This is a genomic window from uncultured Cyclobacterium sp., assembly GCF_963977555.1.
Lineage (GTDB): Bacteria > Bacteroidota > Bacteroidia > Cytophagales > Cyclobacteriaceae > Cyclobacterium.
The window spans coordinates 22,685-46,722 of sequence record NZ_CAXBPD010000019.1; the positions used below are offsets into that span (position 1 = coordinate 22,685).

Here is a 24,038-nt window from a genome sequence, read left to right on the forward strand (position 1 = left end):
CATATTATTTTCCAATTATGGTAACATTTAAAATTATGCTATCGCAAGAAGCGCGGGGGCATGCCAGAGAACGAGCCGGCGTTGGGCCATGCGGGGAGGAGTTTTCTGCTGGCTTGATTTTTCTTTGCTTCGTTTCTTTTCATCTAAGGAAATGAAATGAAGAGGTCAAAAGATTCTTTGCAGCAGAGAATTAAAATTTTAACCTCTCTAATGGGCTAAGCCAAATGCCCTACCATCAAACCACCCTAAGGCTTCGGCTCCGCTCAGCCACCGGGTTGAATTGTGGTTATTTACTTTCATGCGTCTAACACACCTACTTTTTTGCAATGGGACTGCCTCTATTTCTTTCAAGCACAACCTACAAGTCAGGAGAGAATGCCAATAATATCATAGCATGTTTTTTCCAATTATGGTATCTTTTAATATATTCTTTCGCAAGAAGCGCGGGGGCATGCCAGAGAACGAGCCGGCGTTGGGCCATGCGGGGAGGAGTTTTCTGCTGGCTTGATTTTTCTTTGCTTCGTTTCTTTTCATCAATGCCTGTCCTGATGCCTAGCAAGTCAGGGCCTGTTTTGAAACGAAGTAACTCAGGGCCTGTCCTGAAGCGGAGCAACACAGGGCCTGTCCTGTTGCCTAGCAAGTCAGGGGAAAAGAAATGAAGAGGTTGAAAATATCTTTGCAGAGGGAATTAAAATTTTAACCTCTCCAATAGGCTAAGCCAAATACCCTATCATCAAACCACCCTAAGGCTTCGGCTCCGCTCAGCCACCGGGGAAGAGGTGGTTTCCTTTATTATTCCATCTTATAATTTACTCGATAATTAAGATGCTCCAGAGGAGCAAAATTTTTGTAGCATATGAAGTTAGATTCGATTATTAGCTCCAGAGGAGCGGCACCTTTTTGATTCATACCTTTCCAATAAAGGCAGCTTTTAAACTATGCTATCGCAAGAGGCGCGGGGGCATGCCAGAGAACGAGGCAGCGTCGGGCCATGTGGGGAGGAGTTTTCTGCTGGATTGATTTTTCTTTGCTTCGTTTCTTTTCATCTAAGCCTGCCCTGATGCCAAGCAAGTCAGGGGAAAAGAAATACAGAGGTCAAAAAAATCTTTGCAGCAGAGAATTAAAATTTTAACCTCTCTAATGGGCTAAGCCAAATGCCTTACCATCAAACCACCCTAAGGCTTCGGCTCCGCTCAGCCACCGGGGAAGGGTAGTTTCCTTTATTTATTATTTGCGATTCGTCAGAATAAATCCCTCTCGATTGTGGTCGGGACGAGCTCTGCGCACCCTTTTAAGGGTGATTTGGAAGCGATTAGGTTAACGGATACGATATTCACATTGGCTTTCTCAGCCCGATGAAATAATACTCCATCAGCAATAAATTATCATTTCAGCAATTCCCCCTTTTTCTCAAAGGGGGCAGGGGGGATTTTTACGAGAATGAACAATAAAACACGAATGATTTTTTAGAATTTGACTTGACCTAAAAGAGTTTACTGATATTAATTTAAATACTGCTATCGGTTAACAGATTACGGAAGAAATCCCCCTTTGTCCCCCTTTTTAGAAGGGGGATTTTGATTTTATAGGAATGCTGCTTGCGTTACAAACTTTACATTGGGTCAGTCCAATAAGCGAATCAGAAGGGGTAGGCGTAACAGTCACGAAGCCCATTCCCTATTTATAATCCAAACTCATATTTTTCAAGTCATAGCCTATATAAAGAGGGCCATAGCCAAAATCGTAAGACATAATTCCTCCCAGGTTGGGCTCAAACTGATTTTTCATAAACAGACTGTAAATGCCTTGATTAAAAGCCTTCATGTCAAAGGAGAAAACCACATATAGTGTCTTGGATTGTTTGGCGGGTATCTCTGCCTGGTTGGAAGGTACTTCTCCCAAATTAATTTCACCCATATCTTTTGGCTTAACATACATGGTGAAAGGTTGACCTCCAGGTAGGATAACACTGGAACGAAATATAGGGATACTAATGGGAAATTCATTTTGATTCTTAAATGTAAAAGGAATTAAGATTTCAAACCCCCTGGTCTGTGGTCCGGGAAGCTGATCCGGGAAAACAGTGTATTTAAACTGATTATAGGAAGTTTGGAAAATATCCCACTTTTCTGAGGCATCAGGAAAACCTGCGGGATCAAGAATATTGTCTACAAAATAATCAGTCAGCTTAAAGCTACTGTTTCGGTACATTAGTGCCTTTGTATTGTTCCATTTAGTATTGATTTGACTGTCGAAAGGCCTAATCAAGTCAAGCATGTAATTTTCAATTTTCACATCCTTGGTCCGGAATATATTTTCAATGACTGGGTCTGGAACAGGAACAGTCATACTCACTACAGCATCAATAAAAGGATCCTTTAAACCGGCCATTTCTCCGTTAACCAGTAAATCTCCAAATGGAATCAAAGCTGTTTTGATGGCATTGGGGTTAATCAGGTTGCTTCCTTCCCCTAAAAGCTTGATTTCAATTGGTTGGTTTGACTTGCTGATCACAGGAGGTGCCGGGATTTTTATTTGGGCGCTGTGTTCATAGGAAAAATCAAACTTGCTGATCTTTTTTTGGAGCAGTTTGTTGAGGTAGGGTTTCAATTCGGAAGACTCCAGATCAAAATCCTCACTGACAGCCAATTGAAAATTCGGCAACATATTGGTGTAATCCGTAAGGTCCAGTTCTATGGCCGACCTAAAAGTGATATTGTTGTTTTTGCCCAACAATTGCCTCAACTGATTAGAATTTATAGTAAAGGAATAATTAAGCAAAGTGGTGGATTTGGGGGGCACCAAAACCCCTTCATGGGTTTTGGCCAATCCTATGTCTTTTCCATCAACAAATATCCCCATGACATGATCAGGAATGGGCAATTCTTTTTTGTAAGGATTGCTGATTTCATATACCAGATCAAAATTAACGGCAAAATCTACAAGGGATGTTTGGTCAAACTTAACATTAAAAGACTGTTGTTTGGCCCTTGGCAACATGTCTTCAAGCACCATCAGGTTGGTACTGCAGCTTAATAATAAGCAAGATCCTATAAATAGTAAGAACTGAATAATTCTAGGTGTTTTCATGAGAGGTTGTGTTTTGAGTGGTTATTTTATCTTCAATCTATTGATACATAGTAGAATGAAACGTACTAAAGGTAGCTCAAAATGCCGGTTTTTTTCTGTGTCATGGGAAAAGGGTGATGATTACACCACTTAAAATCATATTTTACAATTTGATTCTTCCCATTTTCGCAGACATGTGCTTTGATTCCATTTGCCCTGAAGCCTCCTTAAGTACTAGCTACCTTTTCAATTCTGGCGGAAGAAAACGAGGTATGAAAATCAACACATGATGACCATCGATTTAAATCGGTTAGATAATTTCATTTATTTTCGTAAATTGAAATATTATAATAAAATCCTATTATAAGCTATTTTAATTAATTACCTATATTGCAAATAACCATTTACCAGGAGTGATTGTGAGCAATTAACTTAAACCCAGATCTTGAGACCCCTAATTTACCATACTGATAAGGATTTGGTATGTTCCCTAAGGCAAGGGGATATAAAAGCTTTTGATGAATTGTATTTCCGCTACCTTCCAAAATTACTTGGTTTTGCTTATAGGTACCTTAGCGACGAAATTGAGGCAGAAGAGGCGGTACAGGTGATATTCATCAAAATATGGGAAAGGAGAAAAACACTTAATGAAAACCGAAACTTCAAATCCTATTTGTTTCAATCTGTAAAAAATCAATTGCTCAATAAACTTAGGGACCAAAAGAAAAACTGTACTATCGAGGAAATACCTGAGAAATATTGTGTCAGCACTGATAATGTATTTGAAAAATTATCTTTTAAAGAACTGCAGCATACTACCACAGCCCTGATTAAATCCCTTCCCAAAACACAACAAAAGGTGTTTCTTTTAAGTAAATTTGAGGGGCTGAGCAATGAGGATATAGCTTTCCAGTTAAGTCTTTCCAAAAGAACCGTCGAACATCATATTTATTTGGCTACCAAGTTTCTTAAGGGAGAGTTAATCCATAAAGTGTCTATATATGGGCCATTAATTTTGTTTTTTTTTAGTAGTTAATACTAGCGTAGGAATACCAACGTACCTGTACCTGTCTGTTACATAATTTTCTATACTATCATTTAAAATTGTTTCGAATTCTTAAAAGGTAGCCCCTCAATTAGAAATGAAATTTTTCCGGTTATTCTACCGGGAAGAGAAGTTTATCAAAATAATTTTCGATTTTTTTAAGTAATAAGTCGGTGTCAGGTGTAATGCTTAAAATGAAATAATATTTTGGAGGAGGAAAAGTTAATAAGATTTTTAAATAACCATACTACGCCCAAGGAAAACAGGGAGGTATTGGATTGGTTGAGTAAAGCTGACTCGGAAGACAAGTTCTTCAGGATGCTTCACGAAAACTGGAATTCAGAGGAGACGGATAAGGTAAGTAAATTGAAACAGGAGCAAATATTGGGTAATATTCATCATGCAACTTTAAAAAGCTCAAAGGCTCCCAAGGGAAAGCAGGTTTTTCATCAATTTTTTAAATTTAGTAAGGTTGCCGCTACTTTCCTTTTGTTTATCTTTTCTGTTTACTTTCTATATGAGGGCATTGTTTTAAAGGAAGATCAAGTAGAAATGACAGGTATTCCAGTTGTAGAAATCCGAAAGCAAACTACCGCCGGTGAAAAACTAAGGTTAACCCTCCCTGACGGCTCAGCGGTAATTGTAAATTCTCTGTCCACGATCACCTTTTCTTCTGATTTTGGTAGTAGCAATAGAGAAATAGCACTTGAAGGTGAAGCTTTCTTTTCGGTAGCTCCAAATAAAAACCTGCCTTTCAAAGTGAAAACCGGCCCTGTGATTACCACTGCATTAGGCACTGCCTTTAATGCCTATGCCCGAGATGAGGGGGTTAAAATTTCGCTCACTGAGGGCAAAGTCAATGTAACCAAAGAAGAACAATTGCTTACCCTTATGCCGGGAGAAATGGCTACAGCGCAGCAAAATGGTTTTTCAGATTTATCCAAAGGAAAATTTGATCCGGCCCAAACAACGCTTTGGAAGGAAGGTAAGATTCGGTTTAAAAGTAAACCTTTCAAAGAGATTCTTCAGTCCCTTGAGACTTGGTATGGGGTTCGTTTCGAAATGAAAAGGGATGAGAATAGAAAAGTCTCGGGCTTGTTCAATAATGAAAGCCTTGAAGACATCCTGACAGGTTTGAGTTTCTCTCTTGATTTTGACTATCAGATTAATCAAAAAAATGTAGTTATAAAATTTTAATTGCCTATGAAATAAAAACAAAAAGCAGGATAAAATTCCCATCGCCAAATGAAACATTTTACCCTGCCCGCTTTAAAGAAATCAATTCAATAAAACACCCAAAATTATGAAAAGAAAAATACTATACCTAATAAAGATGGTATCCAAAAACCTGCTATACGGCTGTTTACTGCAATGTTTGTTTCTGACTACCTTGCTGGCCAATGATTCCAAAGCCCAGATCAAACCGATCGATGAAACATTCCTCCGAATGTCCAATAAGGACTGGAGTGTACGGGAGGTGTTTCACAACCTTGAATCCAAAACAGACTATGTTTTTATTTTTCCGGATGACCTGCTTAGTGAGAAAGATTCGGTTAGATTAAAGACCGGAAAACAATCTGTCAATGACATATTGGTACAGGTAGCTCAATCTTCTAAGTTGAAGTTCCGGCAGGTAAATAATTCCATATATGTAGGGGGATCAAGTCAAACAAATCAAGCTGAAGAAGTTACCATAAGTTTTGATTTCATAGAAATCTCCGGAAAAGTTGTAGACGAAAATGGGCAGCCTATCCCGGGTGCAACGGTTCTGGTTGAAGGGACTAATACTGGAACTGCTACCGACCTTGATGGCAATTTTTCTATGGAAGTGGCAGAGGGATCTGTACTGCAGTTTTCCTTTATAGGCTACGAATCTCAACGCATTACGGTTGGTAACCAATCAAGTCTGACCATTACCTTAATTGAAGACCAGTCATCACTGGAGGAAGTGGTGGTAGTAGGGTATGGAACGCAGAAAAAAGTCAATGTAATAGGTTCTGTAAGTCAAATTTCATCTGAAGCGATTGAAAATCGTCCTGTACAGCAACTATCTCAGGCAATCACAGGCCAAATGCCCGGTGTTACGGTGATACAAAGATCAGGTAGACCAGGTCAGAGTGGTGGTGATATAAGGATCAGAGGAGTAGGTTCCTTTGGGGCCACACCTGATGCATTGATCTTAATTGATGGCATACCCGGAAATATGAATGACATTAATCCTGATGATGTACAATCGATCTCTGTATTAAAGGATGCTTCCTCAGCAGCGATTTATGGAGCAAGGGCAGCAAATGGCGTTATCCTGGTAACTACTAAAAATGGGTCAGCTAAGAAATTGACTGTAAGTTACAATGGATATGTAGGTTTTAATCAACCTACTCAGTTACCTCAATTTGTGGACTCCTGGGATTATGCAGCCATGTATAATATTGCCTCAGGAAGCAATAGTTACACGGCTGAGGACATTGAGAAATACAGGTCCCAATCAGATCCGGATAATTATCCAAACACTCGGTTCTTAGATCATGTGTTTGCTGGAGATGGTACTCAAACAGGGCACACCTTGACCTTGAATGGTGGAGATGAAAACAACAAATACTTTCTTTCAGGGGGGATATTAAGTCAGGAAGGTATTGTTCCAAAAAACGACTATACCCGTTACAACTTAAGGTTAAATCTTGAAAATAAATTGGGGGAAAGTTTGAAATTAACAACGAGACTGTTTGGATCGATAGAGGAGCGAAATGAGCCTCAGGCAACTGCCAATAAAGGGGGAGAGCTCAGTGATCAACTGATCCAGAACGCCATCAGGTATCCTGCAATTTTTCTGGGTCAGGCTTCCAACGGTGACTTTGGTATTGGTCCCGAAAGTGGGGGAACTCCTGTTTCTTGGTTGCAATCTGATTCCTATCTGACTAACCCTAGAACCCGTGTTGGAATAAATATGAAACTGGATTGGACGCCGGTTCAAGGTTTGGTTTTTTCGGCAATTGGAGGGTATAATTCTTTTCTACTTGAACAGCGTTCTTACCTAGCCTCTCAAAGGTTAAATGACAATATCATACATGACCAATCCTATCTGAACCAATTCAGTAATAAGGAGATTTTTAAAACAGCGCAATTTTTAGGTGAATATTCCAAAAGTTTTTCTAAAAATTCCATCGATTTTCTCGTGGGTTATACTTTTGAAAATCAAGTCAATACCTATTTTAACGGCTATAGACAAGATTTTCCAAGTAATGATTATACAGTCATAGGAATGGGAGGAGCTGATAACCAAAGAGTAGGTGGTTTCGATGCTGAATGGGCCATTCAATCCCTTTTTACCAGAGTAAAGTTCAATCATGATGAAAAATACCTATTTGAAACTACATTCAGGTACGATGGTTCCTCTCGGTTTCCTGAAGACAATAAATATGCCCTCTTTCCTTCCATGGCAATAGGTTGGAGACTTTCAAACGAGGATTTTTTAAAAAACTCCTCTTGGCTTTCTGATTTGAAGCTGAAAGCTTCTTGGGGGGTATTGGGCAATCAGAACATAGGTAACTACCCTTACCAGACAGTGCTGGAGTCAGGAAGAAATTATCCCCTGGGAGGTGGTATTTCCACGGGTGCGGCCTATTCGGTATTTAGAGACCCAAATATTAAGTGGGAATCAACCGAAACAACAGACGTAGGTGTTGAAAGTAGCTTTTTACAAGGAAAATTAAGTTTTAACGCCACCTATTTTAAGCGAAAAACGACAGATATTCTTTACCAGCCTACCGCTAGTGTTTCATCGGTGTTAGGAGTAGGCATTGGCGAAGTAAATACCGGTGCTGCTAAAAATACAGGATGGGAGTTTGATTTTGGTTTCAGGGAAAGAGTAAATGATTTTCAATATTCCATTTCAGGAAATTTTTCAATCATCAACAATGAGATTGTTACTTTAGGACTTGGGAATGTGGAGCAGCCAAATGGTTTGGTAGGCAATGGCTCTAGTTTGTTTGTCGGTTTTCCTATGGAAATGTATTATGGTTATAAATCAGATGGTGTATTCTTAAACCAAGAAGACATCAACACATGGCCCAGCCAATCCTCCATTACACCCAACCCTGTTCCTGGTGACATTAGGTATCTTGACATTAGTGGCCCCGACGGTGTGCCTGATGGAAAGGTAGATCCTACTTATGATAGAACTTATCTAGGGAGTAGAATACCCAAATATACCTATGGACTAAATTTAGGTTCCAAATATAAGAATTTCGATATCTCCCTGTTTATTCAGGGAGTTTCAGGAGTAAGTGGTTTGTTAGATGGATATGCTGGTCTAGCATTTTTTAATTTAGGTAATATTCAGCAGTGGCAAATGGATGGAAGGTTCAATCCTGACAGTCCAGAGCGATATCCTGCCTATCCGCGGCTTGAGGTTATTACGAATAGTGGGACCCCAAATACAGTTTCATCAGACTTCTGGGTAACCAACGCCTCCTATTTAAGGATTAAAAACATGCAATTTGGGTATACATTACCCAATGAAACCTTGGACAGGATAGGCTTGCAAAACCTTAGAATTTACCTTAGTGGAGAAAATATCCTTTCTCTGACTTCCTACTTTGATGGTTGGGACCCGGAAATAAATACTGGCGGGGCATATTATCCTATTTTATCTACCTATACCCTAGGTGTAAATGCCAGGTTTTAATCTGAAATAATTTAAAGTTAAAATGACTTCAATTATGAAAAACATTAAAATATATATTCTCAGCTTACTTTTACTAGGATCTTTTTCGGCCTGCGATGAAAAGCTTGACCAGTTTCCTACAGACGCATTTGCAAGTGGTACCTTTTGGACATCTGAATCCAATGCCCTTATAGCTTTGACAGGCATGTATCGTGGTAATATTGAATTTGGAACTCAAGTGGTGCCATCTGATTGGTGGACTTATTGTGGCATCGTCTTTTTAGAATTTGCTACTGACAATGCTTATGACAGAAGAGGAGATAATTCTACCTATAACCGACTTACGGACGGAACCCTTCTTCCCAACAACAATGTAGTTGATGGTTATTGGAGTGGCTCCTACAGAAGAATAGCCATTGCCAATGATTTCTTAGAAAATATTGACTTGGTAAGTATGCCTCAAGAAAAAATTGACAGGATGAAAGCCGAGGCAAGGTTTATCAGAGCCACTCAATATTTTTATTTGTCCCAGTTTTGGGGGGATGTACCTTTGGTTACAAGTACTTTAACACCTGATGAGGCAAATAATGTGGAAAAATCTGATAAATCGGTAGTCGTTGACTTTGTTGATACCGAATTGAAAGCAGCTATAGAAGCCTTGCCCCGATTTTCCTCCCTTGGGGCTCCTGAAATTGGAAGAGCTAGCAAACAAGCAGCCATGGCCTTTCTTGGACGACTCTACCTGTCCGAAGAAAGATTTGATGAAGCCTCAGCCACCTATAAGCAAATCATAGACTACGGGGACAATGAGTTGGCTTCCGATTATGGCTCACTTTTTACACCCCAAAATGAGAATAGTTCGGAGAATATATTTAGTTCTCAATTTGTTTCAGGACTGGCTCCAAATGCCCTACCTCAGCACGCTTTTCCTGCGGCATCAAGTGGGTGGCACATAGTCAATCCACTGGGAAGCTTGGCCGAAGCCTATGGTTTTGATGATGGATCCGATTTTTCTTATGATGATCCTAAATTTATTCAGGAAGACATGGGAGCAAATAGAGATCAGCGCTTTAGAGATACCTTTATCTGGAATGAATCTACTTTTCAAGGAAAGAGGTATGTCTGTCATCCTGATTCCTCTCAATCTGTTGATCAACTGACCTATTCCAAACAGGCCACAAGAACAGGATTTGGCTTAAGGAAATTTTTCGATGAGTCTTTTAGTGGAAATTTAAGAACAGATTATGGTGGAAATATTCCAATTATTAGGTATGCCGAGGTTTTACTAAGTTACCTTGAAGCTGAACTGGAGGCTGGCAATGCGATAACCCAGGAATTATTAGACCAAAGCATCAACCTGGTTCGAGGAAGGGCATCGGTAGCTTTGCCGCCCATAACAGAAACAGATCCATCTTCTCTTAGAGAACTGCTAAGAAGAGAAAGAAGGATTGAACTTGCCTTTGAAGGTACACGACTTTGGGATATCTTTAGGTGGAATATTGGAGGTGAGGTCCTAACTGGTGATTTTTGGGGTGCTCCTTTCCCGGAATCAGAAAGGTATCCTACGACATCTATAAAACTCGATTCCAAGTCTCGTTGGTATGTTACCTCCAAAAATTTCAGACCAGGTCAAGATGAAAAATGGCCGATTCCTGAATCAGAAACAAATATTAATCCAAAATTAGCTGACTAATTTATATGAAAAGAAGAAAAGCCATCAAATCAATCGCCTTAGGAACAGTAGGTTCATCTTTCGTTCTTACTGAAAATTGGGCTGGAACAAGGCCTATAATATCCTTTAAAAAGGGAAGTCCGCTTAAAAGCAATTGGCAAAATTGGCCTGACATGGCTTGGGTAGGTCCTGAATACTGGGGGAACCGACTTCAGGATTGGGAATTGAAAAATGGCAAAGCCGTTTGTAACCTAAGTGCTAAAAACAGAACCCTCCATAGCCTTACCCATCAATTGAGCCCGGAAGCTGATTCTTTTAAAAGTGAAGTAAAGATAAGCTGGCTAAAGGAAGATAAAATTGGTGATTCAGCGTCCTATGTAGGGATAAGGTTAGGAGCCAGAGGGAAATTTGAAGATTACCGCTCTGCGGCAGTTTTTGGTAAAGGCCTGGATGCTGGTATCAATGGTGAGGGCTATTTATTCATTGATGAGCAGGTGGGGACGGAAAAATTGCCCTTGGACAAAGAAATTAATCTAGTGGTGAAAGGAGAGAAAGGTGCTTTAACAATAGAAGCTTTTGTCCCAACAAGTAAGGAACTGCTAGGAGTTTTAAAGATTGAAAATTACAGCGGAAACCTTGGTGGAAATATTGCATTGGTTTCCCATTTTCCTGAAGAGGCACTTTTCGAAGCCTCCGTAGCTTTTTCGGATTGGGCTGTAACAGGAGAGAAGGTATTAGCAGCAGAAAACCAATCATTTGGGCCTGTCTGTTTTGCGCATTATACCTTGCATGATGGTGTATTAAAGCTAGGTGCTCAATTGGCACCGATAGAAAGAATCAAGGGAAATAAAGTCAGCTTACAAGTAAAAAAAGGAAATGGTTGGACCAATATTCAAGAGGCAAAAATTGATGCCCTAGGAAGGGTGGCCCATTTCCGCCTTGAAAATTGGGCCGAAGAATCGGCAATCCCATATAGAGTTAAAGTGGATTTGCCTTTAGAAAATGGTGTTCAGAGTTTTTATTATAATGGTACCATTGCTGAAGAACCAATAGACAAGGATCAGGTTAAGCTTGCCGTTTTTAGTTGCAATGCAGATTATGGATTTCCGGACAACGAAGTAAGCCTTCATTCGCTGAAACATGGACCTGATATGGCGGTGTTTTTAGGGGATCAGTTTTATGAGAGCACAGGCGGTTTTGGCATCCAAACTTCTCCATTAGAGAAATCCAGCCTGGACTATCTCCGTAAATGGTACATGTTTGGCTGGTCTTACAGGGAAATATTCAGGCACATACCTTCTGCATTTATCCCGGATGACCATGATGTTTACCATGGCAATGTTTGGGGAGAAGCCGGAAAGGTGGCCCCAACCGATGAAGGCTGGACCTATGTGGCACAAGACCAAGGAGGCTATAAAATGCCTGCTGAGTGGGTGAATATGGTGCAATTGACACAGACAGGCCACCTGCCGGACGCCTTTGACCCAACACCTGTAAAGCAGGGGATTGGTACTTACTATACCGATTGGGTATATGGAGGAGTTAGTTTTGCCATACTTGAAGACAGAAAGTTTAAATCCGCTCCAAAAAATGTATTGCCTGAAGAAGCAAAGGTTACCAATGGCTTTATTCAAAACAGGGAATTTGACATCAAAAAATACTATGACATTGAGGCAGACTTGCTAGGTGAACGTCAATTGGAATTTTTAAAGCATTGGTCTACAGACTGGAGCAAAGGTGCGGAAATGAAGGCGGTATTATCTCAAACCAACTTTTGTACTGTAGCTACCCTTCCTGAAGGAAGCATTATCGACAGCATTGTGCCTAAATTGCCCATTCCTGAATTGGGAGAATATGTACCAGGAGATGCGCCTACTTCAGACATGGATTCTAACGGTTGGCCGCAAAAAGGAAGAGATGAAGCCATTAAAATTATTAGAAAGGCTTTTGCTTTGCACATTGCCGGAGACCAGCATTTGGCCTCGGTTGTCCAATATGGGGTAGATGAATTCAAAGATTCCGGCTATGCTTTTGCCGGACCTGCATTGAACAATTTATTTCCTAGGCGCTGGTGGCCTCCGGTACCTGAAAACCATGAACCTTTACCCGGAAAACCAAAATATACAGGGGATTTTAATGATGGATTTGGCAATAAGGTGACCGTTCATGCGGTAGCAAACCCTAGAAAAACAGGGGTTGAGCCAGCATTGATTCATGACCGAGCAACTGGTTATGGTATAGTGACCTTTGATAAAAAAGGCAAGGAAATGACCATGGAATGTTGGCCTAGGTATGTAGACCCGAAAGCCAATCCAAATGGACAGTATGAAGGATGGCCTGTAACTGTTTCTCAAAAAGAAAATTACGCAAGAAATGCTGTAGGAACCCTTCCTCCTTTGGATTTAAGCAATTGTAACAAACCCGTAGTAGCGGTAATAGAAGAACAATCAGGGGAATTGGTATACTCACTTAAGGTGAATGAAAAGATTTTCCATCCGGAGGTGTTTGAAGAAGGGAATTATTTGGTGAAAATAACAGATGAAAAAACCGGAAACTTCATGGTGCTTAATCATTTAACACCTGTTGCTGATCAGGTAGCTGCTCTTAAGGTAGATTTATCTACCTTAAGAGCTTAGTGCAAGCCAAAATAATAGCATTATTACACCCTTATATATTTAAAATGAAAAAGAATTTTGTATGTATCCTGCCTGTATTTCTTTCCTTTCTGGTCGCTTGCCAACAAGAAAAGAAGGAGGAGGTCGTCCCACCCAATATCATTTATATTTTGGCTGATGATTTGGGTTATGGAGATTTAGGCTGTTATGGACAGGAGAAAATTGAAACCCCGAATATAGATGCTTTGGCCACTTCGGGAATGCTATTTACCCAGCATTATTCAGGAGCACCTGTATGTGCACCTGCAAGAGCAGTATTGCTCACAGGGCAGCATTCAGGTCATTCTCAGGTAAGAGGAAACGACGAATGGGGTAGTAGAGGCGATGTTTGGAATTACCATGCCATGTTAGCTGATTCTACTCTTGAAGGCCAAAGACCAATAGCTACAGGTACTTATACCCTTGGCGCTATGCTTCAAGAGGCAGGTTATACCACAGCAGTAGTGGGTAAATGGGGCTTAGGAGCTCCACATACAGAGGGGATTCCTACCAATCAAGGTTTCGATTATTTCTTTGGCTATAATTGTCAAAGGCAGGCCCACACCCTTTATCCGGTACATCTTTATGAAAATGAACAGCGGGTATATTTGAACAACGATACGATCGCTCCAAATAAGAAATTGCCGGAAGGTGCTGATCCTTATGATTTGGAAAATTATGGAGATTATTTTCTTACAGACTATGCTCCTGAGCTGATGTTTGATAGGATTACCAACTTCGTAGATGAACAAAATAGCAAAGCGCCCTTTTTTTTATATTGGGCGACTCCGATACCTCATGTTCCCCTCCAGGCCCCGAAAAAATGGATAGACCATTATGTGGAAAAGTTTGGGGATGAGGAGCCCTATTTGGGAGGTCGCTCGTATTTTCCTTCCCGAAACCCAAGAGCGACTTATGCCGCCATGGTCAGCTATATGGATGAGCAAGTAGGAAAACTCGTTGAGCAATTAAAAAGGAAAGGCTTATACGAAAACACTTTGATTATTTTCACTTCCGACAATGGCCCTACTTTCAATGGAGGTACCGATTCCCCTTGGTTCAATAGTGGAGGAAAATTTAGAGAAGAAATGGGTTATGGCAAAGGCTTTCTTTATGAAGGTGGAATTAGGGTACCCATGATTGCCTCTTGGCCGGGAAAAATCAAGGAAGGTTCAGTAAGCGATCATGCCTCTGTTTTTTATGATGTAATGCCAACCTTAGCTGAGGTAGCCGGGAAACCTTTAGAAACTGCTACAGACGGAACCAGTTTTTATCCAACACTAATAGGACATGATCAAGCCCAGCCTGAATTTCTCTACTGGGAATTCCCTTCTTATGGCGGTCAGATTGCAGTTAGAATGGGCGACTGGAAAGCGTTAAAACTTGATGTACAAAAAGGAGGGGCTTCATGGTTATTGTTTGACTTGAAAAATGATCCTTTGGAAATGCACGATGTAGCTGAAGAAAATCCAGAAGTACTGAAGAAGGTAAATGAAATTGTAGCAAGAGAACATACCACTTCACCCAATGAAAGGTGGAGATTTGAAGAATTGGATGGGGTTTAATTGTAATTAAACTGATAAACTCATTTTGAACAGCAGATGCTTTAAAACCAATATCGGCCTATTTCTAATATTGTTAGAGGAGGTTGGTATTGGTTTTTTTTGACTTAATCTAGGTTGGCTAAGCGGAAATCCCATAAATAATGGTTTTTTATTTTCAGTGGTAATAGATATGTTGTCAATCTGCTTGATAACCATTAAATTAGAGATGAAATTAATATAAACCCGATGGGATTGAAAAATACAGCCGTTTTTTCCTCAATTTTTATGGCAATATTTATAGCTGCTTTGGCATTAAATAGTTGCTCGAACGAGAATGTCAGAAAGGAAGCTCCAATTCCTGATCAAGTCAGTTATAATTTCCACATAAGACCTATTTTATCTGACAACTGCTTTGCTTGCCATGGGCCGGATGCCAATAAAAGAGAAGCAGGCTTAAGACTGGACACTGAAGCAGGTGCTTATGCTGCATTGAAAGAAAATCCGGGTCAACATGCCATAGTTCCAGGCAATTCTAATAAGTCTCAAGTGGTTAAAAGGATTTTTTCAGAAGATGTTTCTGAGAAAATGCCACCTCCAGCATCCAATTTGACAATCACAGATCGTGAAAGGAAAATGATTAAGAAATGGGTGGATCAAGGAGGAGTTTATGAAAAGCATTGGGCTTTTGAACCACCAATAAAGAAAACCATTCCAAAAACAGACAAGGATGAATGGAATCATAACCCGATTGATGGTTTTGTTTTTGCAAAAATGGAAGAACACGGTTTGTCTCCCAGTCAAAAAGCTGACAAGGGATTTCTTCTAAAACGATTGAGTTTGGACCTTAACGGTCTTCCGCCTTCCTCTGAGGAAGTTAGGCTTTTTGGTTCAGGTGAAAAGTCATGGGAGGAAATGATAGACCTATACCTTAACAAACCAGCTTATGGCGAAAAATTAGCCCTGTTATGGCTGGATATTTCCAGGTATGCAGATTCTTTTGGCTACCAGAACGACAACATCCGAACCCAATGGCCTTATCGGGATTGGGTGATTCATGCTTTCAATAATAACTTCCCTTATGATAAGTTTTTGACTTGGCAGTTTGCTGGTGACCTGCTTCCTGACCCCAATAGAGAACAACTCTTAGCAACAGCCTTCAATAGAAATCATAAAGTTACTGAAGAGGAAGGAGTCATTCACGAAGAGTATAGGATGGAATACGTTTTGGATAAGACCAACACCTTTAGCAAGGTTATTCTTGGAATGACCATGGAATGTGCCCAATGTCATGACCACAAATACGATCCGATTTCTCAAAAAGATTATTACAACCTTTACGCATTTTTCAACAATACGCCTGAAAAAGGTTTTGAAGGGGGAGCAGGATCTGCTGTGAGGGCCAAGACACCACTAATGTGGATTGACACCGAAGATACTGAAGGGATCCTAGACTTTGTTAATCATTCAGACACCAGTAGGGTGGCCGTTTCCATCATGCAGGATTTTCAAGATTCCATTCGTCCTACTTTTATTTTGGATAGAGGCTTGTATGATGCGCCTAAAGGAGAACCGCTTACCGCCAATACACCAGCTATTATTAAGCCTTTTTCTAGTGAACTACAGAAGAATAGGTTAGGCTTGGTGGAATGGGCATTTTCTGATGACCATCCACTGACTTCAAGGGTTTTCGTCAATCTAATATGGCAGGAAATATTTGGAACAGGTTTAGTGCCTTCATCGGGTGACTTTGGTATGCAAGGGAAGTTACCTACCCATCCAGAGCTTTTAGATTGGCTGGCGGTAGAATTTAGAGAAAGTGGTTGGGATATCAAACATCTTATAAAATTAATTGTGAGTTCTTCTACCTACCAGCAATCTTCTGCTGTCTCCAAAGCTGGTTTAGCACTAGATCCAGACAATACCTATCTTTCTCGATATCCCAGGCTAAGGTTGCATGCTGAATTGATACGTGACATGGTATTGTCTAGCAGTGGTTTGCTGGTTCCGGAAATAGGTGGTCCAAGTGTTAAACCTTATCAGCCTGAAGGCTTGTGGGAAGCCTCCAGTTCGGGAAGGGGAGAACTCAATATTTATCGACAGGATAAAGGCGACAAACTCTATAGAAGAGGGATTTATACATTTATTAAACTCACTTTGCCTCCCCCTTCATTACTGCTTTTCGATGGAAGCAACCGAGACATTTGTCAGGTAAATAGAAACAGAACCAATACTCCATTACAGGCATTGGCCATGCTCAATGATCCCTTGGTGCTTGAGGCTTCTAGGGTACTTGCGGAGAAATTGGTGATTGAATATAAGGATAATAATACAGCGATAGATGAAGCTTTTATTCGAATTCTTGGCCGTCTTCCCAAAGATGACGAAGAAAAAATCTTAGAAGACTTTTATGCAGAGGAGTTGTCAAGGTTTCAATTGGAACCAGTCATTGCAACAAGTGCTTTATTGGTGGGAGAATCACCAACTACAGAAAAGGAAGCCATCAGGACAGCGGCTTTAATGCAAGTCATTGTCGCGCTTTATAATTTGGAAGAAACCATCACGAAAACCTAATCATTACTATTATCCAGCATTACTTTATCATTCGACTTGGTCGGTTAGGGCAATTTCTACAATTTAATTTCCTGCTATTTTTAAAAATCTTATCCCGAAGACATTGAAAAGTTGATTTTGGTATCATTTCCCTGTGGATTAAATCACCCAATATTTTCTAAACTTAACGCATTATTGTAATAGATCTTTTAAATTAATGTCAATTGGACATTTAATTTAAAAATAACCCATGTTAATCAAATTTAAATCCTCAGTTAATTTATTAATTCAATAGAAAATTACCGCATCTTATTAGTATTTTTTAAAACCATTTCCAGCTAAAACTATTCAAAGGATATGACTTTTTCTTTGATTTTTATAGGGATTTGTTAGTATTGAATGGGTCAGGTGTATATATTTAGGACAATTTATAAATCTACTATTTGTTTTTTAAGTCTACTATTGTAACCGTTAATTATAAGTGATGGATTTCCCAATATTAGAAGTGTTTAAAAGACAAATTTAATTATCCTATTCAATTAACAAGATCCAAGATCCATGAAAAAACCATTACTAATGGCAGGCAATCGCCTGTCAAAAAGCAAAAGGTTAAACCTTTTAATGCTTTTGTTTATTTCGAGCTTGATGATAGTCCAATCTGGGTTTTCAGCGGGCTTGAGCCCAGAGTGGCGAATGACCTCATTGGAGGTTGATATTACCATCACTGGTAGTATTGTTGATGAAAATGGTGAACCACTTCCTGGGGCTACAATTGCTGTTCAAGGAACAACCAAGGGCACCGTTACAGACTTGGATGGAAACTTCTCCATCACTGTTCCTGAATCATCTACTTTGGTAGTATCCTTCATTGGTTACCAACCACAAACCATCAAAATAAGTAATCAAACGGTTTTGAACATTAAACTTTCCCAAGATGCTTCCGCATTGGAAGAAGTGGTTGTTATCGGTTATGGCACCCAGAGAAAATCTGATTTAACTGGTTCAGTTGGTTCAGTTGGAGCGTCTGAGTTAAGCGAAAGGCCTTCACCTTCATTGAATCAAGCTTTAGCTGGTAGGGTTGCGGGTGTTCAGGTAAATGTGAATTCTGGACGACCAGGAGGAAGAACCAATGTTCGAATTCGAGGATTTAGTTCTATCAATTCTTCCAACAACCCACTATATGTGGTAGATGGTGTCATGCTACCTATGGGCAATCAGGCACAAGCCAGTAATGCAATTGATTATATTAACCCCAATGATATTGTTTCGGTAGAGGTGTTAAAGGATGCATCTTCTACAGCAATTTATGGCTCCAGAGGAGCTAATGGAGTGATTTTAGTGACAACCAAAAAAGGAAAATCTGGCGAAGGAACCCTTACTTACAATGTTGATGTAAGTGTCAACACAATAGGCCCTAATAGACCAGAAGTTTTGAATGCTGAGGAGTACTTGGCAGTAGAGGACCTTGCCTGGCAGAACATGGAGAAATATGATCCTCAAGGATGGGCCGATGGAAGATGGGCCTATTTAAATCCAGCCTTGAGAAGAACTGACCCAAGAGTGTTTGATAGTCAGGGAAACCCTTTATTTGATACCAATTGGTTAGATGAAACGACCCAAAATAAGATATCTCAAAATCACCAATTGGGATTCACCGGAGGCAACGAAAGGACTTCTTATTCACTTTCACTAGGGTATAGAGATGATCAGGGATTATTAAAGACTTCTTATCTCAAACGTTATTCAACTCGTTTCACCATAGATGATCAGGTGAAAACCTGGTTGAAAATCGGTGGTACCCTTAGTTATAATAGCCAATCAGAAAACCTGGTGGATGTCAGTGATGCTGTACCACGTCAAATTGTGGAAGATTTCCCTTTTTTACCTGTAAAATATGAAGATGGAACTTTCGCCAATAATCGTGATTATCCATTTGCTGAAGGTACAATGAGTTCAATGCACAGGCTTTATGGAAGAAAATACATATTGAATACACAGACCACTTTAGGGAGTGCCTATACCAATATCAAATTTGCCGAAGGTTTGGAAATGCAAACTGTATTGGGAGTAAACATCCTAACTCAGGAGAACAACGAATCCAGTACCAGGACACTTTCCATTGGACAAAATGGCACTGCTTCCAAAAGCTTAATTAAGGACAGTTTCTGGTCTTTGGAAAATTACCTGACTTACAACAAAGTTTTTGCAGACAGACATGCCTTTACTGGGTTGCTTGGAATCTCTTGGCAAGAAAGTAATTACTCATCTATGAGTGCCAGCATTCAGAATTTCGCCACTGACTTCTTTACTTTTAACAATCTCGGAGCAGGTTCACAATTGCCTAGAGTTGGCTCAGGAGCTTCTAGAAATGCGCTTAATTCTTACTTCGCCAGAGTAAATTATATTTTAGATGACAAGTACTTATTTACAGCTACTGGAAGAGCAGATGGAGCTTCTAAATTTGGTGAAAACAATAAATACGCTTTCTTCCCTTCTACGGCGCTTGCCTGGAGAATGTCAGAGGAGCAATTTCTGAAAGACAATTCCACTATCTCTAATTTGAAAATTAGAGCCAGTTATGGTTTGACAGGCAACTCTGAAATCCCTGCCTATTCCTCGTTATCCTTGTTAAGCTCCAACTATTCTGCTATTTACAATGAAAACCAGTTTGGTGGCACAGGTATCAACAGATTGTCGAACCCTAACCTAAGATGGGAAAAAACATCTCAGAGTGATATTGGATTGGAATTGGGTTTGTTCCAAAATAGAATCACAGTGGAATTTGATTATTACTATAGAAAAACTACAGATATGTTATTAGATTCACCAGTTCCTAGAACAAGTGGATTTGCTACCATTAGAAGTAATGTGGGTTCTATGGAAAATAAAGGAGTTGAATTTACTGTGAACACAGTGAATATTGAGAAAGCTGATTTAACATGGAACACGAGCTTCAATTTCTCAGCAAACAAAAATAAAGTGCTATCCCTGGCCACTCCAGCAGATATATTTGGTGTGGGAGGACCTAATTTCACCAATCAAACCAATATTATCAGAATAGGTGAGCCGGTTGGTTCTTTCTGGGGTTTAGAGCGCTTAGGGGTTTGGAGTGAGGCAGAAAGGGCAGAAGCTGCTGAATATGTCAGTTATAGAAATGGCTTGACTATTCTACCTGGAGACATTAAGTACCTGGATGTAAACGGAGACAAGGCCATCAATGACACGGATCGGATGATCATAGGAAATGGTAACCCTAAGTTTTGGGGAGCACTTGCCAATAATGTCACCTACAAAAACTGGGACTTGGCCATTGACCTGCAATACATGTATGGCAACGATCTATTGGACATGAACCTGCACCCAAGTGAAGACAGGCAAGCGCTAGCCAATAGCTACAGAACTGTATTGGATGCCTGGACACCCACCAATCAAAACTCCATGATCGCTGAAATCAGAGATACCAGAGCAGGTTATGTGACCAACGTTGATTCCAGATGGGTAAAAGACGCTTCTTTTCTTAGGGGCAGAAATTTACTTCTAGGGTATACCTTCTCTCCGGAGGTAGTCAACAGGCTAAAGCTGAGCAGACTGAGAATCTACACTTCTACCCAAAATTTCTTCTTGGTAACAGGGGATGAAATTATAGGTGATCCGGAAGTAGCTCCTATCAGAGGTGGGGATGGCAACAATGTGTTTTCCCAGGGTATGAATTGGCATTCTTATCCCAAGCCGACCACCTATCTTTTAGGTATTCAGGTTACCCTTTGATTCTGTTAGTTTAAAAGAAAGAAAAAATGAAAAATAAGACATATATAAAATTACGTACAGGCATAATTGCTGTATTGATGCTTTCTGTCAGCTTTATGGGCTGTGAGAGTTTTTTAGCTGAGGAAGATCCTTCCAATCTCACACCTGAAAGTTTTTATACCATCCCTGATCATGCCGAAGCTGCCTTAGCTGCCGTTTATGCAGATGCTAGATTTATAGGTGATGGGGCTGGTATATTCTCCTCCACCTGGCAATTATTGGAAGCACCTACAGGGACTTCTACAACCGAAACAGCTCAAAATTCCGATCTTAATAATCTTTATGGATTGGTTTATGATGGTAGGACAGGACACATTATTAATTGGTGGAATGGTTTGTATAAAGTAATTGCGCAGGCCAATTTGGTTTTGGATAGAGTGCCAGCTATAAGCCCTATGGATGAAACACAGAAAAAGAAAATTCTGGGTGAAGCAAGGTTCTTAAGGGCATGGGCTTATTTTTATGCGGTTCGACTTTGGGGAGATGTTCCTTTGATCACTATGCCTCAAACGGCTAGTTCCGAAGATTTCATGCCAGCTCCTACTTCACAAGATGCGGTCTATCAGCAAATAGTAGATGATCTTAAAATAGCAGAGGAGGCAGGTCTTGCATGGATGGATCCAAGTGGTAGAGTCTCCCAAGCTGCAGTAAAGTCCCAATTGTCAAAAGTTTACCTGACTATGGCTGGTTTTCCATTAAACAAAGGGGCTTCCCACTATCAATTGGCGGCGGATAAGTCTAAGGAGGTAATTGATTATGCAAATGGAAATCCAGGTGTTATTAATCTCTTTCCTACCTATGGTGACCTGCATGATGAGTCTAAAGGCAATACTGTGGAACACATTTTTATGTTGCAATACAATATCATTGTGGCAGGAAATCCAATGAACAACATGTTCCCTAATTTCAAACCTGTGACCTATCAGGGACCTTCTGGAACAGGTAGTACGGTTCCCACAGATGAGTTTTATAATTCTTATGAAGAGGGTGATTTGAGGGCCGTTAATCAGGAAGGCTTTTTTTATACAAGCTACTATACCAATGGCAGTGGCGAGCCATTTGATCTGGGTGCACCTTATATTTTCAAACATTTTAATAAATTGGCTTTGGGTGAGGAAGGAATTCCTGGCAACAGATCTAATAACCTTAACCTTCCTATCATTCGGTTTGCTGAGGTACTGTTGATTTATGCTGAGGCACAAAATGAAATAGGAGGTCCCAATGAATTGGCACATGAAGGATTGAAGAGAATACGAGACAGGGCGCAGTTGAGTACCATGTCCATAGGTGAATATTCCGCAGATACTTTTCGGGAAGCAGTTTGGAGAGAACGTTGGCATGAGCTCTGCTACGAGCAAATTACCTGGTTTGACATGTTACGTTTGAGAAAAGTGTACAATGAGGCGACCGATGGTTTTGATGCTTTTGTAGGCCATGAAAATCCTAGCTCTAACCAGGTGCTTCAGGAAAAGCATTTACTTATGCCTTTTCCTTTGCCTGAAATGCAGAATAATCCGAATTTAACCCCTAATAACCCTGGTTATTAACGGCTTAATACCAAAATGATGAAACAAGATGAATCCATTATTACTGGTTTCTTCTTGTTTTATTTTGGGACTATATTCAATCTTTAAATCGAATTAGTAAATAAAATTTTAATAATGGAGAATGAAAATAATTCCTCAAGGAGGAAATTTATACTGAATTCTGCAGCTATTGTCTTGGCTCAACCTCTTGTTTTCAATTTACCTGCCTTTGCCAAAACAAAAAGGAAGAAGCTTAGGCACGCCTGTATTGGCGTAGGTGGAATGGGTGGCCATGACCTTTCCAGGTTTAATGCTCATCCTGATGTGGAAATTGTAGCCATTTGTGACATTGATGAAAATCATTTGGCCAAAGCAGCTGAGATTTTACCCAATGCTAAGAAATTCACGGATTGGCGAGAATTGTTCGCTCAAGAGGCAGAAAACTTTGATTCTGTAAACGTAAGTGTTCCAGACCACAATCATTTCCCAATTGCCTACACAGCGATCAACAATGGCAAGCATGTGTATTGTCAAAAACCCATGTGCCATGATGTAAGCGAAATTAGAGAGCTTACTAAGGCGGCCACTAAAGCTGGAATAATTAGCCAATTAGGCACGCAACACGCCTCTGGAAAAGGAGACCGAACTGCTGTGCAGTGGATTAAGGAAGGACATATAGGTAAAATAAAACAAGTATACCTTTGTTCCAACAGGCCAGGTGCCACTGAGGCCTATAGGTTTGTAGGGCCGAGACCTGAACATGGAGAAGCGGCTCCGGAGCATGTTCACTGGGACCAATTTATAGGCACAGCCCCAATGCGCTCCTATGCGCCTAAAATCTATCACCCAGCCAAATGGAGGGCGTGGCAAGATTTTGGAACTGGCTGGTCAGGTGATATTGGCTGTCACATTTTAGATGCAGTTTGGAAAGGGATGGGATTGAAAGCACCTGTATCCGTTGTAGCCAAGGTGCAGGAATCATGGAAAAACTCTCCGGAAAGAAATACGGATACCTGGCCACAAAGCAACCACATTACTTGGGTATTCCCTGGTAATGAGATGACAGCTGAAAATGAGTTAAAAGTGGAGTGGTATGATGGGGAGTTTTACCCACCGGAAGAGGTAAGGGCCTTGTTTTCTTTAGAAAACTATCCCGCAGAATCCGCCATGTTAATTGGAACAGAAGGAGCACTCCTAATCCCGCACACCAAAATGCCTGTTTTATTACCTGAAGAAAAATTTAAGCAGGTCAAAAATCCAGTGTTAGAGGACAGGGACCATTATCATTATTTTGCGGAGTCTTGTTTAGATAATGTAAAAACAGAAAGTGATTTCTCGATTTCTGGGCCAATGTCTGAAACCGTGATCTTAGGTACTGTAGCCATTCGTGAACCAGACACGCTTTTAGAATGGGACGCTGAAAGAATGCGTATCAAAAATATTAAAAAGGCTAACCAGCACTTGTCCCGAAAATACAGGAAAGGCTGGACGGTTTAAAACAATATTGA

The 24,038-nt window shown here is 40.3% G+C and carries 11 protein-coding genes; 10 read left to right on the forward strand and 1 reads right to left on the reverse strand.

Features of this window, described 5'->3' with window-relative positions; genetic code table 11:
* Nucleotides 1-1,677: 1,677 nt before the first annotated feature.
* Nucleotides 1,678-3,090 (reverse strand): LEA type 2 family protein, encoded by a 1,413-nt coding sequence (locus tag AAC073_RS20035; protein ID WP_339925589.1) that lies wholly within the window; start codon nt 3,088-3,090, stop codon nt 1,678-1,680.
* Between the two features lie 424 nt (nt 3,091-3,514).
* Between AAC073_RS20035 and AAC073_RS20040 the strand changes: the two genes are divergently transcribed.
* The 10 genes from AAC073_RS20040 to AAC073_RS20085 all read left to right on the forward strand — a co-directional run bounded on the left by AAC073_RS20040 (nt 3,515) and on the right by AAC073_RS20085 (nt 24,027).
* A complete protein-coding gene (locus tag AAC073_RS20040; protein WP_339925590.1) occupies nt 3,515-4,105 on the forward strand; it encodes an RNA polymerase sigma-70 factor in 591 nt (196 codons plus the stop codon).
* Nucleotides 4,106-4,321: 216 nt separating this feature from the next.
* Nucleotides 4,322-5,311, forward strand: a complete 990-nt coding sequence (locus tag AAC073_RS20045) for a FecR domain-containing protein (RefSeq protein ID WP_339925591.1) — start codon at nt 4,322-4,324, stop codon at nt 5,309-5,311.
* A 106-nt stretch (nt 5,312-5,417) separates the two neighbouring features.
* Nucleotides 5,418-8,798, forward strand: coding sequence for a TonB-dependent receptor (locus AAC073_RS20050; protein ID WP_339925592.1), 3,381 nt, complete (start codon nt 5,418-5,420; stop codon nt 8,796-8,798).
* A 34-nt stretch (nt 8,799-8,832) separates the two neighbouring features.
* Entirely contained in the window at nt 8,833-10,470 is a 1,638-nt protein-coding gene (locus AAC073_RS20055) for a RagB/SusD family nutrient uptake outer membrane protein (protein ID WP_339925593.1), read from the forward strand.
* Nucleotides 10,471-10,475: 5 nt separating this feature from the next.
* The gene (locus tag AAC073_RS20060; RefSeq protein WP_339925594.1) at nt 10,476-13,085 is read left to right on the forward strand and encodes an alkaline phosphatase D family protein; all 2,610 of its coding nucleotides are present in this window, start codon (nt 10,476-10,478) and stop codon (nt 13,083-13,085) included.
* Between the two features lie 44 nt (nt 13,086-13,129).
* Nucleotides 13,130-14,668, forward strand: a complete 1,539-nt coding sequence (locus AAC073_RS20065; RefSeq protein WP_339925595.1) for an arylsulfatase — start codon at nt 13,130-13,132, stop codon at nt 14,666-14,668.
* A gap of 225 nt (nt 14,669-14,893) precedes the next feature.
* Nucleotides 14,894-17,218 (forward strand): PSD1 and planctomycete cytochrome C domain-containing protein, encoded by a 2,325-nt coding sequence (locus AAC073_RS20070; protein WP_339925596.1) that lies wholly within the window; start codon nt 14,894-14,896, stop codon nt 17,216-17,218.
* Between the two features lie 537 nt (nt 17,219-17,755).
* Nucleotides 17,756-20,965, forward strand: a complete 3,210-nt coding sequence (locus AAC073_RS20075; RefSeq protein ID WP_339925597.1) for a TonB-dependent receptor — start codon at nt 17,756-17,758, stop codon at nt 20,963-20,965.
* Between the two features lie 77 nt (nt 20,966-21,042).
* Complete coding sequence (locus AAC073_RS20080; RefSeq protein WP_339925664.1) at nt 21,043-22,551, forward strand: RagB/SusD family nutrient uptake outer membrane protein; 1,509 nt, start codon at nt 21,043-21,045, stop codon at nt 22,549-22,551.
* A 114-nt stretch (nt 22,552-22,665) separates the two neighbouring features.
* A complete protein-coding gene (locus tag AAC073_RS20085; protein WP_339925598.1) occupies nt 22,666-24,027 on the forward strand; it encodes a Gfo/Idh/MocA family oxidoreductase in 1,362 nt (453 codons plus the stop codon).
* The last annotated feature ends 11 nt before the right edge of the window (nt 24,028-24,038 follow it).